19 protein-coding genes are annotated in these 15,901 nt (G+C 48.9%); 15 read left to right on the top strand and 4 right to left on the bottom strand.

The window, feature by feature from the left end:
• The first annotated feature begins 84 nt into the window (after positions 1-84).
• Genes N530_RS0113700 through virB11 form a run of 7 tightly spaced genes read left to right on the top strand, consistent with a single transcriptional unit; the run spans position 85 to position 6,264 of the window.
• Positions 85-822, top strand: coding sequence for a type IV secretion system protein (locus tag N530_RS0113700; protein WP_026481153.1), 738 nt, complete (start codon positions 85-87; stop codon positions 820-822).
• Positions 819-1,265: a hypothetical protein gene (locus tag N530_RS0113695; RefSeq protein WP_026481152.1), complete on the top strand. Its 447-nt coding sequence runs from the start codon at positions 819-821 to the stop codon at positions 1,263-1,265. The genes N530_RS0113700 and N530_RS0113695 overlap by 4 nt, the downstream gene beginning before the upstream one ends.
• Before the next feature lie 14 nt (positions 1,266-1,279).
• Positions 1,280-2,437 carry a type IV secretion system protein gene (locus N530_RS0113690; protein ID WP_026481151.1) on the top strand — a complete coding sequence of 386 codons (1,158 nt, stop codon included), beginning with the start codon at positions 1,280-1,282 and terminating at the stop codon, positions 2,435-2,437.
• 31 nt (positions 2,438-2,468) lie between these two features.
• On the top strand, positions 2,469-3,152 hold the full coding sequence (locus N530_RS0113685; RefSeq protein ID WP_026481150.1) for a virB8 family protein: 684 nt from the start codon (positions 2,469-2,471) through the stop codon (positions 3,150-3,152).
• On the top strand, positions 3,149-3,877 hold the full coding sequence (locus N530_RS18225) for a TrbG/VirB9 family P-type conjugative transfer protein (protein WP_051540969.1): 729 nt from the start codon (positions 3,149-3,151) through the stop codon (positions 3,875-3,877). The genes N530_RS0113685 and N530_RS18225 overlap by 4 nt, the downstream gene beginning before the upstream one ends.
• Before the next feature lie 3 nt (positions 3,878-3,880).
• Positions 3,881-5,278 carry a TrbI/VirB10 family protein gene (locus N530_RS18725; RefSeq protein ID WP_051540968.1) on the top strand — a complete coding sequence of 466 codons (1,398 nt, stop codon included), beginning with the start codon at positions 3,881-3,883 and terminating at the stop codon, positions 5,276-5,278.
• Positions 5,275-6,264 (top strand): P-type DNA transfer ATPase VirB11, encoded by a 990-nt coding sequence (virB11, locus tag N530_RS0113670; RefSeq protein WP_026481149.1) that lies wholly within the window; start codon positions 5,275-5,277, stop codon positions 6,262-6,264. Before N530_RS18725 ends, virB11 begins: the two co-directional genes overlap by 4 nt.
• Here the strand turns inward: virB11 and N530_RS18215 are convergent.
• A complete protein-coding gene (locus tag N530_RS18215; protein ID WP_051540967.1) occupies positions 6,259-7,230 on the bottom strand; it encodes a fatty acid desaturase in 972 nt (323 codons plus the stop codon). The two genes, virB11 and N530_RS18215, sit on opposite strands and share 6 nt — an antisense overlap.
• A gap of 173 nt (positions 7,231-7,403) precedes the next feature.
• Between N530_RS18215 and N530_RS18210 the strand changes: the two genes are divergently transcribed.
• From N530_RS18210 to N530_RS0113640, 5 genes are all read left to right on the top strand, one after another.
• Positions 7,404-8,339, top strand: coding sequence for a LysR family transcriptional regulator ArgP (locus N530_RS18210; RefSeq protein ID WP_051540966.1), 936 nt, complete (start codon positions 7,404-7,406; stop codon positions 8,337-8,339).
• Between the two features lie 5 nt (positions 8,340-8,344).
• Positions 8,345-8,965 (top strand): LysE/ArgO family amino acid transporter, encoded by a 621-nt coding sequence (locus N530_RS0113655; protein ID WP_026481148.1) that lies wholly within the window; start codon positions 8,345-8,347, stop codon positions 8,963-8,965.
• Between the two features lie 136 nt (positions 8,966-9,101).
• Entirely contained in the window at positions 9,102-9,404 is a 303-nt protein-coding gene (locus tag N530_RS0113650; RefSeq protein WP_026481147.1) for a hypothetical protein, read from the top strand.
• A 29-nt stretch (positions 9,405-9,433) separates the two neighbouring features.
• Entirely contained in the window at positions 9,434-10,006 is a 573-nt protein-coding gene (locus N530_RS19205) for a hypothetical protein (RefSeq protein WP_026481146.1), read from the top strand.
• Positions 10,006-10,326: a hypothetical protein gene (locus tag N530_RS0113640; RefSeq protein ID WP_026481145.1), complete on the top strand. Its 321-nt coding sequence runs from the start codon at positions 10,006-10,008 to the stop codon at positions 10,324-10,326. Before N530_RS19205 ends, N530_RS0113640 begins: the two co-directional genes overlap by 1 nt.
• Positions 10,327-10,433: 107 nt before the next feature.
• Here the strand turns inward: N530_RS0113640 and N530_RS0113635 are convergent, their stop codons facing one another.
• Genes N530_RS0113635 through N530_RS0113625 form a run of 3 tightly spaced genes read right to left on the bottom strand, consistent with a single transcriptional unit; the run spans position 10,434 to position 12,208 of the window.
• Positions 10,434-11,096 (bottom strand): SOS response-associated peptidase, encoded by a 663-nt coding sequence (locus N530_RS0113635; RefSeq protein WP_026481144.1) that lies wholly within the window; start codon positions 11,094-11,096, stop codon positions 10,434-10,436.
• Positions 11,097-11,105: 9 nt separating this feature from the next.
• Positions 11,106-11,705: a mobile mystery protein B gene (locus tag N530_RS0113630; protein ID WP_035267197.1), complete on the bottom strand. Its 600-nt coding sequence runs from the start codon at positions 11,703-11,705 to the stop codon at positions 11,106-11,108.
• A complete protein-coding gene (locus tag N530_RS0113625; protein ID WP_035267195.1) occupies positions 11,705-12,208 on the bottom strand; it encodes a transcriptional regulator in 504 nt (167 codons plus the stop codon). Before N530_RS0113625 ends, N530_RS0113630 begins: the two co-directional genes overlap by 1 nt.
• A 417-nt stretch (positions 12,209-12,625) precedes the next feature.
• Here N530_RS0113625 and N530_RS0113615 point away from each other — a divergent pair, with 417 nt between their 5' ends.
• From N530_RS0113615 to N530_RS18205, 3 genes are all read left to right on the top strand, one after another.
• On the top strand, positions 12,626-14,791 hold the full coding sequence (locus tag N530_RS0113615) for a ParB/RepB/Spo0J family partition protein (RefSeq protein ID WP_026481141.1): 2,166 nt from the start codon (positions 12,626-12,628) through the stop codon (positions 14,789-14,791).
• 109 nt (positions 14,792-14,900) lie between these two features.
• Entirely contained in the window at positions 14,901-15,194 is a 294-nt protein-coding gene (locus N530_RS0113610) for a hypothetical protein (RefSeq protein ID WP_026481140.1), read from the top strand.
• Positions 15,195-15,271: 77 nt separating this feature from the next.
• The gene (locus N530_RS18205) at positions 15,272-15,853 is read left to right on the top strand and encodes a hypothetical protein (protein ID WP_051540965.1); all 582 of its coding nucleotides are present in this window, start codon (positions 15,272-15,274) and stop codon (positions 15,851-15,853) included.
• The last annotated feature ends 48 nt before the right edge of the window (positions 15,854-15,901 follow it).

Below are 15,901 nucleotides of genomic sequence, written 5' to 3'. Positions count from 1 at the left end.
TGCCTCTATCCCAACTGAATACACATCGCCATGTGCGTGTCTCTATGAGCCGATCAATGAAGAAGAAAACGAAAAGGCAAAGGTATGAAAAAGTTTCTAGCAACAACAGGCTTGGTTTTATCCCTCACCTGTTTTCCGATGAGCAGCGTTTATTCGCAAGGCATCCCTGTGATCGACACCTCTCAGATCGCTCAAGTCATCGCCACGCTGCAGCAGCAAATCAAGGACTATGAGCAACAGCTCAAACAGCTGACGACCCTCAATGACCAGTTCACGAATATGCAACAGCGCCTTCAGGCGATGACAGGTGCAAAAGGTATTTCAAGCATCTTGAATGGTGCTGCCGATAAGACCGCACGCAAAGCAGCAACGGATCTGAAATCCATCATCGATGGAGCCATAAGCGGGAACGCAATTGCCGGCAATGTTGGCGATATGAACTCTATTATCTCCGACCTAAGATCACGATTTAAGCTCGACGATCTGGCCAACTTCAACACGTCAGATATCGCATCAAATAAAGCGATTGCGTCTTTGGCCGGGTCTGGACTTGCCGCTGTCGCAACGGCTGATGACAGCTACAAAAGAGCCGATGCTGCAGTGGGAAGGGTCACCGAGCTCGTCGATCAAATTGATAGCACAGTTGATCTAAAGGCGAGCGTCGACTTCAACACGCGCGTCAATGCCGAAGTCGCCTTTCTCCTTCTGGAACTCATTCGCGTCCAATCTGCACAAACCAATGCAGCAGGGATGCAAGCGTTGCATCGAGCGCGCGATGGGCAGGCATCTCGGAATTTTATGAAAACGGGGGACAGCAATTGATCAAGCAACTCTCCATTCCACTAATCGCCGCGATCGTTTTAAGCGCATCCCATCCAGCCTTGGCTGATCACGGTGATAACTTTCACTGTGAGCGCATGCCGTTTCTGAGCGATCGTGCACAGGAAGCGACGAACAAATTGGCTCACAACAATGGCATGCGCAAAATAGTTCAATTCTATGCGTGGGATTGGGAAAACGAAGAGATGCGCCGAATTTGTGATGCGGGAGCGGCGGGCAAACCTGTCCAAACTTCATGCCTGGAAGGCAAAAGAGATTGGGATGCCATTGCGGCAAAAATTCCAGACGGCCTTGCTGGGAAAAGCAACAAACAGCTTCGTCCCTTTATGCTGGAACTTGCCGAGCGCGGTTACCACACAACTGATCGTAAAAAAGTCATGAGCTATTGCGCCAATCTTGGTGTCGTCGATAGCGCGTTTAAGTAAGAAGGACAGGCGCGATGGCAAGCTATATAGCAGACACACTAAATGCCATAGACACGGCAATTGCTGGATATGCGCAATCTGTGTTCACCGGGTTTGCAGGCCCCGTCACCACAATGATCCAAGCTGGTGGACTGGTCGGTCTCGCACTTGTTGCCGCCAATGCTCTGTTCCAATTCGTTCCTATCCGTATGTCGAGCTATGTCACATGGGGAGTTCGATATGTTTTGGTGTTGTCGATCGCGACGACATGGTCTCAATTCCAACCGATATACGACATACTCACCAATGTTCCCGGCAATATCGGTGCCGAACTTATTACCGCAACAAGCGCTCCAAACCTCAATAGTGCGCTTGATCAGATGGTGACGGAGATTTTCAATTTCTCAGATCGCGCCAATGAACAAAGCGGTTGGCTCGGGATTAGTCTAACCGCCGTGGTCCTCATAGTGCTCGGCGCTCTTATGGCTTGTGTGGCCATATTGGTATCGGCTTTGGCCAAGGTCGGATTGGCCATGTCGATCTCATTTGCGCCGATTTTTATTGCCTGCCTGCTATTCTCAGCAACCAGAAGCCTATTTGAATCGTGGACCCGTTTCACCATTGGGTTTGCACTTATTCCGCTTGTTCTCGCGGGCGTTATGGGCGCTGTCATTGGTGTCGGACAGGGTTTGGTATCCGGCGTCCAAAATGCTTCGGAAATGTCTCAAGCAGCTGGCTTCATCATCGTCATCTTTGCCGCGATCTTCATGATGTTCAATATCCCATCTCTCGTCACTGGGCTTGCGGGAACGATCGTAACCACTGGCACAGGTGTTGCAGAAGCACGTGCTGCTGGCCGCATGGCCCGCGACACCGCGACCGCGCCTGTGCGAACCGCTTATAGCGGCGTTGCCCGTCACGATGCCGGCCGGCAAGCAGCAGATAATATCCGTGACAATGGCGGAGGACGTATCGCGCAAACAGCCGCCTATGTCACTCAAGCTGCGCGCATGAGTAGAGACCGTCAGCGCTTTAGCGACCCATCCTTTTTGCAACGAACAGGTAACTCGGGATCGGGCGACAGAAAAGCTGTTCAAATGGACGCTATGAAATCCGGCGCCGCAGACAGGCAATCTAAAGCAAATGACACGGCTACGACCCAAACGGGTCTCGATGGTGGGCGCAAAATATGAAAACTCAAAAACAAGAAACTTGGTATCACCAATGAGCACTAGATCCGCTGAACACACAGCACACAGCTTTGAAGACGAAGTGTTCTTTCAACTGCGCTCACAAAGAAACCGTTGGATGATTGTGGCTATCATCTCGTTAGCTATGGCCGTTGCTTCGATGGGTGTTGTGTTTGCACTTTTGCCTCTCAAAGAGATCAAGCCTTATGTCGTGATGGTTGATAAAACGACAGGCGCTGCGGAGAAGATCGTGCAGGTCAGACCGGTCAGCCTGTCTGAACAAGAGGCGGTCCGACAAGCCAATCTGGTCAGCTACGTTTCTGACCGTGAGACTTATGATGTCTCTGATAACGAAACTAGAATTCCTGATGTTCTTACGCGCTCAGAAGGACAAGCGAAATCGGCACTGATTTCACTGTGGACCCGCGGTGCAGAAAATTATCCGCCGGAAATATATTCAGATCGATCCCGTGTTCGGGTGACAATCATATCGATCACATTGCTTACAACAACGACCGCGCAAGTGCGGTTTCGCAAAACCCTCGAAACCGAAGGTGAAAATCCCATCGAACGCGACTTCGTCGCGACCGTGGGTTTTGTCTTCAAACCAAAAGTAGAACGAAATCTACAAAGCGTTTGGGCTAACCCTCTGGGCTTTTTGGTGACCAATTACCGGGTTGACGCGGAAACATTATCCAACAGGAAGGCAACACAATGAGATACAAACTATTGACCGCGATTTTATTGTCAGCACTTGCGCTGCCAATATCAGCCTTTGCCGAACAAAGGCCAACACCGCTGCCAGCGGACGGACGGATCAAACAATTCGTCTACAATGAGAACACCGTCTATCGCCTGGACATGCACACCAACTTCATTTCAACAGTCCAATTCGGCAAAAGTGAAGTCGTTGAGAGCATACAGGTTGGCGACAGCGCATCTTGGCAAATCATCCGTCTCAAACGAGGCGATGTGATTTCCATCAAACCGCTGAACAATGACGCCATCACCAACATGACCGTCTACACTGATCGCAGAGTTTATTCATTTGAACTACGCGCGCATCGCGGTGCTGCTGGGCACCACAAAAATCATAACTTTAGAACCACTTTTAAATACCCAACTGCAGTCGTGTCCGAATATTCCGGCTCTCAAAGCAAACGAGGCCGCAATTTTGATTATCGATTGGCTGGAAAATCTACTTTTGCACCCATTGAAGTGTTCGATAATGGAAAGCAAACATTCTTCACATTCCCTGATGCCGGACCTTTGCCTGCAATCTTTCGAGTCGGAAAAGGCGGCAAGGAATACATCGTCAATTCCAGAACATCCGGACGTCAGATCATCGTTGATGGCGTGAATGAATTATGGACTGTCCGCATTGGCAAAGAAGCAATCTGCGTTGCCAATGGACCTGTGCGCGTTCGAAATATTTTGGGGTAAAACATGGCCGATGATCCAATTGAAATCGATGGTTCAACCGACAATGAAAGCCTGAGAGCAAGACGTGAACGTATGTCCGGGCGATCTGGTCGTAGCTCCTCACCAGTCGCCATTGTCGTATTCCTTTTGGTCATTGCTCTCTTGGCCATGGTCTTGATTTTTCCTGAAGAGGCGAAACAGCTATTTGGTTTTGGAACTTCAACTTCGGAAGATATTCAACAAAGCTCGCAGATCGACAACAGTGGCATCTCAACTGAAATTGTCCGCGAGCCAAGCATCGAATTTGAAAGATCAACGCCGGAGCCCATCGTCATTCCAACAGCGCCGAAGACGGCTGCATTGGATCCAGAAGCTGCTGCACGTATTGCGGCGCTAGAGAAAGCACTTCAGGATTTTGCAAATCGGCCACCACCAGATGCAGGTCCAACGAGCCAAGACATCAAAAAACTACTTGATCAACAAGCCAAGGCTTTGCGCGATGAAGCCGATCGCCGAGAGCAAATGTTACAAGCGCAACTCGCATCATTGCGTGCGCAATCGCAGGTTCCAACTGGTCTTACAGCAGAACAATTAGCCGAACAGGAACGCTTGAGATTGGAAGCAGAAGAAAAAGCACGCCTAAAACAACTGTTGGCAGATCGGAAGGCCAAAAGGGATGCAGAACTCTTGGAACGCATGGTTTCAGATGGCAATGTGTTCGACGAAACAGAAGAAGGCAAAACGACCTCCGGCACTAAGGAAGATGAGACAGGCGTTCGTGAACTCAGTGAGAATGAGAGTTTCCTAAAAGCTGCCTCAAACTCAACCTTCAATACATCCAAGGCCACGGACCTCGGTGACATCTCCAAGAAGATTGTCCAAGGCACCATCATTTCAGCCGTTTTAGAAACCGCGATCAACACAGAACTCCCAGGTAACATTCGGGCTCAGGTCACAAACCCTGTCTACTCATTCGATGGTCAATCCATCCTCATGTCTGCCGGCACACGTCTAATCGGTACCTACAATTCCAAAGTCTCAATTGCTCAAAAGCGCGTTCTGATCGCTTGGAACAGAGCGATTACGCCAGAAGGTAAATCGGTCAAACTGGCAGCGACCGGAGTCGATCGCCTCGGACGCGGTGGCCAAGCTGGCAATGTCGATAGCAGATTTGGACAGCGGTTCGGAACGGCGCTTCTCATCACGAGCATCAGCGCCATCCCTTCTTTTTTGGCCAATGACGATGCGACAGGGAATAGCGCAACCCAAGCAGCAACAGGTGTTGCGCAGGATTCATCTGATGATCTGAAAGAGACAACAGAGGATGTGTTGGAAGACTATCTGAAACTGCCCCCAATCATCAGAATACCGCAAGGCACGCAAATGAATGTTCTGGTCAACCAAGATTTGGATTTCACTTGAACCGCGATGTAAATTCCTATGCCGAACAGGGATTAAAACCACTCGAAGACCTTCTGACATCAGATGATATCAACGAAGTCGTCATCAACCCAGATGGACGCATCTTTGTGGAGGATGCCGATGCAACCTTTATGCGTGAAATTGTTAATACCGATTTCTCTGAACATGAGATATTGTCATTGGGCAACAATCTTGCAGGTGAGACCGGTAACGCACTAGGTGAGGAACATCCCATCGTTTCTGGACGGGTCCATGTTTTTGGCAGCGATGTAAGGGTACAAGTTGTCGTACCGCCTGCGGTTGAGAAAGGCGTGTCCTTGTCGATACGGAAATACATCTCAAGAGTATTGGACGCCGAAGAGATCAACTTCGTCTTGGGCGAAGCTATCAACGTCGATGACAATAGAAGCGAACACCAAAAGAAAATTGCAGACCTGATTGTAAAGGGCCAATTGTCAGATCTTTTAAAAATGGCAATCAAAGATCGCCTCAACATTCTCATTTCAGGCGGAACATCATCAGGCAAGACAACAATTGCTCGAGCTCTTTTATCGATGTGCCATGAGCATGAACGATTGGTCACAATCGAGGATGCGGTTGAATTAAGACCCACTCACCGTAATTGCGTTGCACTCATTGCAAGCCGCCGTGATGGATCAGATCGTTCAACGGCCAAGCTTCTCGAAAGCAGCCTCAGAATGAGACCGGATAGATTGATCGTTGGCGAATTGCGTGGTGCTGAAGCTTATAATTTTTTAGAAGCAATCAACACAGGCCATCCCGGCTCCATATCAACAGTTCACGCAGACAGTCCAAAGCTTGCACTTGAACGACTAGCGCTGATGGTCATGCAGACAGGTGTCCGACTAACAAGACAAGATGTGGTCGACTACGCCTCTTCAACAATTGATATGATCATACAAGTTGGTCGCCGCGATGGTAAACGCGGCGTCCTGGAAATCTATCTGCCTGAGAACGCCCTATGATAAAATTGACCGGTCATGCGTGACTGGCATTTCAATCAGATGTTGGAAAACTTGATTGCGGTGTAAGGCACTGCGATAGGCGCCATCATGTTTCATCAAATAGCGATGTGCTGCCCCCTGCTTCCACCACGGGATGACGGGATAAAGATGATGCAAGGCATGCCATGCATCACCGGCTGGATGAAGCAACAAATGGTCCATGAGACCCAGATTGTTGAAGGTCGTATCCTTTACATTATTGGCGCGCTCATAATCATGTTCCGAAAACTCCGCTATGCTGCGCAAAAAAGGCAAAACAACAAACATACAAATCAGCCAGGATAGCAAAACGACTGCTGCGGTTTGCCAATCCCATGTGAGATAGATCGTGATTGAAACCAGCCCATGCCAAATTGTAAAGATCGCCAGTTGACGGTGACTGGTTTTGACCTCCCGATAGAACTCTCGCACGTAAAGCGGCATCCATCGAAAGATAGCAATAATTAGTTTGCGGCTATTGTTCAAATCTCCGCAGTTAACGCCCATCGCCTCAAACCGCGCTCTACACGGATCATCATGTGAGCCATAATCTCCATGATGCAACGAATGAAATTTGCGGTATTGAGCTACGTCTTGAAGCATAGGCCAAGCTGCCAGACAATTGGTCATCAAATCATTGAGGGGTCGATTTCGGCAGAAATTACTGTGGCTCCCAAAATGAACAATATTTTCCAATGCGCGCATTTGGCGAACGACAAAAACTAGCCCGATGAGCCAGAACGTCAGCACAAGAATACTGTTGGTATCTGTAACTGAGAGCTTGGCGAGATAGATCAACGTCAAATAGATTGAAGTGATGTAGACCGATGTCGCCGCCAATCCCTTCAAAAACGATTTTTCAAAAAACAGATTTCGAAACTCAGTCTTCTGCTGCTTTGATAACTCGGTGCTATAGCCGAGTTCATATTCCGGTGTGTGTTTTATCATGGTGGGTTTCCAAAGTAAGTAAGAAAACCTTCACGACAAAAACAACATGTTATGTTGCAAACAAGGTTTTTTTACTTATCAATTAACAATGCTAATGTCGCTTTAGAAGAATTAGTGAATACAAATTCTGGCTGAAACGACATAATGCTAAAGGCACTTAAGGAGATAAGCTTATGCAGGATTACGCCCAGTTGGAGGCGCTTCTGGCTGTCGAAAGAGAAGGCAGCATAGACGCAGCAGCGCGCGCCATGGGCATGACATCTTCTGCGGTTTCTCAGCGCATAAAATCACTTGAAGAACGTATCGGTGCAGTCGTGTTAAAACGCATAAGTCCCGTTGAACCCAATGAATTCGGTGCTGCACTTTGCAGGCACACAGAGGCTGTTGGGATGATGGAAGAAAACCTCATCAAAAGCTTTGCTTTCCAGTTTTCGAAAATGAAGAAGACCAATCAGATCATAAAAATCTTGGTCAATGATGATAGCTTATCAAGCTGGTTCATGGACGTCTTGCACGCACAAGCCAAAGGCAATGATCAGTTCCTCTTTGAAATCTCAATCCAAGATCAAGATCATTCCTTTGAACAAATGAGACAGGGTCTGGCAAATGTTGCCATTTCAAATACGAAACTAGCGGTCCAAGGCTTCAAAAGCAGATATTTGGGAAGCCATGTCTATCGGGCAACCGCAAGTCCGGCTTTTGTGAAGCGACATTTCCCTGATGGAATTACCGAAGAGTGCCTAAAAACTGCACCATCTTTGCGCTACAGTCCTATGGATGACCTGCAGCATCAATGGATTGCAAAACACATCAAAGCAGAAGTGCCGCTGATCTGTCATACCATACCGTCGTCCCATGGATTTGTGTCAGCCTGTTTACGCGACATTGGATGGGGCATGAACCCGGCAAATATGGTCGACGCATATATCAAATCTGGTGAACTCGTCGAATTGATCCCTGATGCTCCGCTCCTCAAGCCCCTTTATTGGCATTGCTCGCGCCATGTATCGGAAGCCATTAAGGACATTACTGACAATGTGTTGACGGCCGCCAATGATCACCTTTGCCAGAATGATCCACCAGCTCACGTTATGTGTAATCGCACGTAATTAATATGATTATTGCTGCACTCTCGCCTTTGCTCGCCGGATTTGGTCTGGGGGCAAGCCTTATCATTGCAATCGGTGCCCAAAACGCTTTCATTCTCAGGCAAGGCTTACTGCGAACGAACGTATTCATACTGTGCCTAATCTGCGCCGTCTCTGATGCCGCCCTGATTGCCTTGGGTGTTGGTGGATTTGCCACACTCATTCAATCCATGCCGCGTTTGATCGCAATCGTGACAATTGGTGGAGCACTGTTTTTATTTATCTATGGCGCTCTAGCGTTCAAACGCGCGCTTGAGCCACAAACGATGACCGCAGCCAGTGGCCAATCAGGCACTTTAAAGTCTGCGATTGCAACTTGTCTTGCTCTGACTTTTCTCAATCCGCACGTTTATCTCGATACAGTTATTTTGCTTGGCGGTATTTCCTCACAATATGTAGGCAATGACCGAATTTTCTTTGCCTTTGGTGCGATGCTGGCGTCCTTTGTTTGGTTTTTCAGTCTTGGCTATGGTGCAAGGGCTCTGACCAAAGTGTTTGAACAATCACTTGCCTGGCGCATCCTCGATATTCTTATCGGGATCGTCATGTGGATGATTGCTGCAACTTTCGCATCTGCTCTCTTCTAAAAGGCTCAATTCTACTTAATCGGGTTTAGCATTAAGCGGTCGTCATTGACCGAATTGGTCTTACGGGTCTCCTCGTGGTGAGCTAGAATTTTTCACGAATAAGATGGAATTGAACGGATCATTCGGGAGAACAGACTTGGCAATCCGGTTTGAAAAACTGTTCAAATTGACCGGTTGGGCCACGCTAACAATAATCATATCGGTCGTCACAACGCTTACGACACTCGCAGTCAACGATGCCTTTTATGCCGGTGGCAAAGCAGTCGCAATTTCGACGGATATTGGGACGACGAGCAGTCCAACAGCGTCGCTCAATTGCGGTGATCTCGTTTATTCGCCAGTGCAAAACTCTTGCGTGGAAAAGGCCGTTTTCAACGATGAAATGCAACGGCTCTTTGTAGCACTCGGGATCGATCCATCGATCTATCAAGACCAATAAATAGCCAGTTTTATAAGAGGTAATCCCGCATGACGAAATTAAAGACCGTTCTTCGCTCATCGTTATTTACATTGGCAGCAGCCGGTGTCGGTTTATCAGCACAAACCGATAAAGCCCATGCCTATGACATGGATTGCAAAGTCATCTTGTGTATTGCAGGCGGTTTTCCTGCAAGCTGTAGTGATGCTTACGCGTATATGATCAAACGTATAACGCGTTTTCCAAGCCCCCTTCCGCCATTTGGATTTTGCGCCATGTCAGATGGTTCAGAATATAAAGCCCATGATGTGAACTATTCATTTGTCCATCAAGGACCAGAGAGTTTTGAATGCCCGGAGGGTAAAAAATTGAATTATCGCCGCGAAGAAAGCGATAGCGGAAATGTCTCCGAATATGGTTTCTGCTACTCCCATTCGACTTGGGAGCGCGATGGCTGGGGAAGTGATTCAAACTACCGTCTGGTATTCCACAATCGTTCGGCAGCCAAGCGGATCAATTTCAAACTCAATATCGTGATCGAACCTGGCACAAATTATGAATATCGATCACCTCTTTTTCACATCAATTATCACACTGGATATGTCTCTCAACGACCACTTTGATGTCACGCATTTTGATCATCTTATTGCTGGTAGCAATCCTCCCCGCCCACACTGCCGCTCAAATGACTTTTGATGGCGGTGTGGGCAATTGCTTTCCGCCAGATGATCCCTATCCATACAAATTGGCCAAAGCCGATCCGCTCTATGAAACCTCTCGCGACGAGCACCAGCGACACCTTGAGGACATGGAAAAATATGTAAATTGTTTGGATCGCGAGCGCAGTGTAGCCCTCAGTCAATTCAGAGCATCCTATAATCTGTTTAAGAAAAATTTTGGCAAAGACGCAGTTTTTAAATATGGTCCAGATCGTACTGAATGAGAATCTGACGCGCCCTGAAGCGCCCAAATAAGAGCAGGCAAAAAGCTTCTATAGAGCGGCTATATACCGATGAAGACTAATTTTGGTCTGGCGTTTGAAACGGCGCGTCAGATGGGCGCGATCAGCTCAGCCCCCTTGGCTTTGCTGCTGTTGACCTCGCGGCCGACCCGGTAGCTTACAAGCTCTGATCCACGATCGTTTGTCAGCAATGAATGTGCACTTTCAACATCCTTACTCTTATCAAGCCATTCACTCCATGCTGTCTCTTTCAAGATGATTGGCATTCTATCATGCAAATGAGAAATTGCTGCGTCAGCCTCGCTGGTCAAAATAGTGCAGGAAGTGATGTCCAAATTGCTGTTGGTTGCCCAAAGGCCAGCAAAGAAAAATGGCTCCCGATCCGGCAAAGAAATGTAGTGCGGATCCTTCTTGCCATCCTCGCTAACGGTCCATTCATAGTAGGCGGTCGCCGGTATCAAACAGCGCTTTGATTTGAAGGCTTCTCTGAACGAAGATTTTTCGTGCGCGGTTTCTGACCGCGCATTGAACATCGGGTATTTCGGGATCTCTTTCGCCCAAAACGGAACAAGCCACCATCGACCATCTTTTACAACGATGTCATTTTCGTCCTGGCAGACAAATCCAACATGCTGGGTTGGCGCTACATTGTAACGTGGTGGATCATTGCGGCCTCGAGCGTCCGAAGGGATTATACCAAGGGCGGCATGATAGTCAGCCCAAGAATATTCAATCGTAAAACGTCCGCACATGGATGGCCCTCACTCTGGTTGATTGTCTGCGCCAACAAAGACAAGCATCGCATTAAACTCACCAGCATCTGCATGCCGCAAGGCAGCAATGTAAGCATTGCGACGCTCATTGTTCACCTGCAGATCAACACCACCTTCCCAATCGATACGAGGGTGATCGAAATAGTCCTTCAAATAAAGATCAGCAGCGATGCGGGCATGGCGACCATTGCCGTTTGGAAATGGATGGATTTCAACCATGCGATGATGAAACCTTGCCGCAGCTTCAAGCGGTGGGAATACTTTTTCCTCTGCCCAGAATTTTGCATTCCCAAGCAGAGCACGCAGCTGTACAGATATTGCCGGCGGTTCAATGCCAATATTCATCTCACGTTGTCTAAACGTCCCAGCCCAGTCCCAGACATCGCCAAACAATCGCCGATGCAAATTGCGGATGAACTGATCGTCGCAAATATCGCCCCGTCTGCGTCCGGACAACCACAACAAACCTTGTTGGATATTGGCCTGCTCTAACTCGTCCAATTCTCCGCGCGTGGTGATGTGCTTGAACTTAAGGCCGTGAATTTCGTCAGGACCAAGCGGTGTTGCTCCATCTGGTTCTTCAAACATCAGCGCTCATCCCAAAAATGAGAAGGAGGGTTGCGTTCTAACTCATCGGCAAGACGCATAATCTCGGCCTCATTGGCTTCATCGCTCAAAGCTTGGCTCTCTAAAGCCATATGTGTGTGCGCAGTGCCAATAAGCGCCGTGGCCTTCTTTATGGCTTGTTGACGTACGAGCTGCGCAACAGTGCCACTCTTCGATGGTCCGCTGTTTTGTTCATCCCGCTCAGGGTTCGGCACGATCGCATAGACAAGCTTGCCGCCCATAGAAGCTGCATATTTCTCCAGCTGTTTGATTGTGATCTCACCTGCCTGTTCCTTGCGCTCCGCCTGATAGACAGCAGCCTTTGTCACCCCTGCCCGTTTTGCCATTTGAGGACCGGACATACCAAGCGCTTTGCGCATAGTGGCCAGCCAGCCTTCTTTCGGCTGACGGTGGTCCTGATAACGAACGCTAACGCCGTCGATGATCCGGCTATAAATGCGTTTTGCTGTTTGTTTTACACTCATGGGTATATCAATCGATATTCAATTAGGCTTGTTCAGAGTATTTATAGATATACGAATAATAGTAAAAAGTCAACATATAGATATTCTGATATGAAAAGAAAGAGATGGACGCATCGGCATTCTGCCGACCAGGCTCTTCTCGTCGGTGACAGCACCCCTCCTCACAAAGCCAGTAAGCTGTGCCAGCTCCCAGTCTTTGCCCATGAAGGGAAACAATCCTTTGCGCAGGAGCAAAATTGGAAACAACATACAATACGCAGACAATTCGAAGCCACAGAACAGGTCATCAGCCGATGAGGTTCAAATGGCAGCTGGCGGTGAAAAAATAGAGGAAGAGAAAAGGGAGCCCGGGTGCCGGGCTTTGAAGGATTAGAGAGAGTCTGATCCGGGTCCGGTCCAACCGAAAGGGCCAAAACCATGGCTAACCCAAAATCCAAACCTTCAACTCCTGCCAGAAACAAGAAGCAACAACTTGCGGAGCAAACTGCAAGCAAGGCCACAAATGATCTGAAATCAGTCTCATCGCAGGTCATCCAAATCCCGCTCAACAAATTGGCGCTCAGCCCGAAAAACGTGCGCAAAGTCAAACCAAGCGAAACCGATGATGCAGAGCTCAAAGCATCCATCTTTGAGAACGGCGTCAAACAAAACCTTGCCGGATATGAAGATGGCGAGGGTGGTTTTCTGATCGATGCTGGCGGCCGTCGTCTCAAAGCCCTGCAGGAACTGGCTGCTGAAGGCAAAATCGCAAAAGATCAGATGATCAATTGTCTGATCGAAGATGAGCAAGAGGCCACCCTCACCTCAACGATCGAAAACATCCAACGCGCTGCCATGCATCCTGCAGATCAATTTGAAGCGTTCAATCAAATGATCATCGAAGGGCGCAGCGAAGATGAAATCGCAATTAAGTTTGGTGTCTCAGTCGATCTCGTGCGCCGGCGCTTAAAGCTTGCGCGCGTTGCACCGGAAATTTTGGATCAATTTCGCGAGGACGAACTCACACTCGAATCTGTCATGGCGTTCACTCTCTCCGATAATCACGATCGTCAAATAACCGTCTGGAATGCTGTCAAAGAAGGCTATTCCATACATCCGCATTCTATCAAACGCCTTCTCACTGAAACAGGCTATTCGGCCGCCTCCAAACTAGGGCGCTTCGTCGGCGTTGAAGCCTATGAAAAAGCAGGTGGCTCAGTCATAACCGATCTTTTCAGCGAGAGCGACAACACCCATCTGGAAAACCCCGAGCTGCTGGAACGATTGGCAATCGAGAAACTCCAAGAAGCTTCAACGGCCTATGTCGGAGATTGGAAATGGGTCGATGTTCATCTGGAGCTTGAGCACGGTTCCTTTCGTTCCTTTGGTCGCATTGAACCAGAAGAATGCGAGCCGGATCCAAAATTGGCAAAGGAGATCGAAACCCTCAATGCCCGCCAAGACGAACTCTATGAAATCAGCGAGGACGGAGATTGGACACAAGAACAACGCAAAGAATATTATGCGATCGATCCGCGGATCACGCAGATTGAGACTGAGATCGAAAACGCCCGCCCTTACCGGCCAGAAGACCGCGCCATAGCCGGCGTTGTCATTTCGCTTGATCATCGCGGCGAACTCAATGTTGAGAAGGGCCTCGTGCGTCCCGAAGACATTCCAGCACCTGCTCCAGAAGCAGACCATCATGGGGAAGGTGAAGGATCTCCACAAGCTGCGCCGCAGGTGACGGCGCCGACATCGTCCACACCCGTGCCAGTTTCAGACCCTGCTGCGGCCTTGCGCAAAGCAGAAGGAATATCTGCCAGCCTGGCCGATGATCTGCGCACCACGCGTCATCACATTCTTCAGGCTCATCTGGCCGCTGACCATGATGTTGCCTATGACGCGATGCTCTACACTTTATGCCAGCGAGCGCTGCACGGGCCTCATGGTCGGGATATCCTCGATATTTCTATCCGTCCCTATTATGCCAGCAACCGCGATGAATTGGTCGCCGACAGTGTTGCAGAAAAAATGCTGGAGGCATTGAAAAATGATCTGGTCACCGATTGGATGAAGCTACACGCACCAGATGACTTCCAAGTGATGTCAGCCTTACCCATGGATGACAAACAAGCGCTCTTTGCATGGGCAACAGCGCATGCGCTCAAAGCCCAGATGGCATCAGACAATCATCCGTCAAAGGCCATTGAGGAAATCGGAACACGCCTCGATGTGGATGTCGCCGCCTGTTGGAGACCGACAGCATCCAAATATTGGAGCCGGGTCAACAAAGCGCATGCTGTCAAAGTCTCCAAAGAACTTATCGGGGATGAGTTCGCTGAAGATCGCAACCGGGAACGCAAAGGCGATCTTGCAACAGCGATGGAGCGCGCTTTTGCAGAAAACGCAGGCGAAGCCGAGGGTTTTGATGCTGCCACAGCCGGCAAAACGACGCGTTGGCTGCCAGACGGAATGGCGTTCGAACAAGCCTATTACGGTGAAGCTGTCAGCGATGATGATACGGGCAAGACTGCTACAAATCAGTCTGCAGACAGCAACGAAGACCTGCCAGCCTTTCTGGCAACGGAAGACGCTGCATAGCATCCCAATTAGATGACACATCGGATCGCTCTCTTCTGAGGGCGGTCCTTTCCCTCTGACGAGTTCCTACAGCCGAACATCTTCAGCTGGCTCGTTACGGAGAACTAAAATGGCAAAACCAGTTGATTATAAAGTCACCCTACATCCCGCACACCGCGAAGGTGGATTTGTGACGACTACCGTCGATATTTTCGGCGGCACTTATCCTGAGAAAACCATCACAGCGGCCGGTATGGAAGATCTAATTTGTCAGGTCGCGCAATTTGCCAATGACCATGGTGAGGGATGCAGCGCATTCGTTAAATGCTTGGCACCGCGCAAGCCTCCCGGCTTCAAGCGCGCAACCTCCGCACTCTATTTCAACTTGCAAGAAAAGCCACTCGGCACAGCGTCCGCAATATAATCTCAATAACCATTTGCAAAGAAATCCGTTGGAGAAATCCAGCGGGTTTTTTGCGTATCAGCAAAGGACAAAATTTTATGTACGATCCAGTTTACGAAGAAATACACAAAGGCCATCTGATTAAAATCCATCATGACCCGGATCCAGAAAGTCCCCGTTCATGGGATAATCTTGGCACAATGGTTTGCGGACATTCGCGCTACAATCTGGGTGATGATCATTCTTTCCAAGGTGGGCGCGCATTTCTTCTGGACCTCTTAGACCTCGATGACGAGGTGCCCCACAATGTCGACGCGCTTCTGGTCAAAGCCGAGAAAATGGCAGTTATTTTGCCGCTCTATCTCTATGACCATTCAGGTCTCGCCATGAACACGACAGGCTTTCATTGTCCGTGGGACAGTGGTCAGGTTGGGTTCATTTACGCAACTTTGGCGAAAATTCGTGAAGAGCACAATGTCGCCCGCGTCTCATCTTCCTTGCGCGAGAAAATTGCAGATCAATTTCGATCTGAAGTCTCCACATATCACGATTATCTTTGCGGCAATGTGTATGGCTACACCATCGAAAAAGATGGAGAGCCTATCGATAGTTGCTGGGGGTTCCTTGGCGACTATCAAACCTACTGTTTGGAAGAAGCGCGAAATGTTGTGGCAGCCTAGGCAAAATATCAACCGAACAGATCTGATGTGATCACCAATCCAAGAAGA

Source organism: Ahrensia sp. 13_GOM-1096m (assembly GCF_000620605.1).
GTDB lineage: Bacteria > Pseudomonadota > Alphaproteobacteria > Rhizobiales > Rhizobiaceae > Ahrensia > Ahrensia kielensis.
This window is presented reverse-complemented; position numbering and strand designations above follow the sequence as displayed.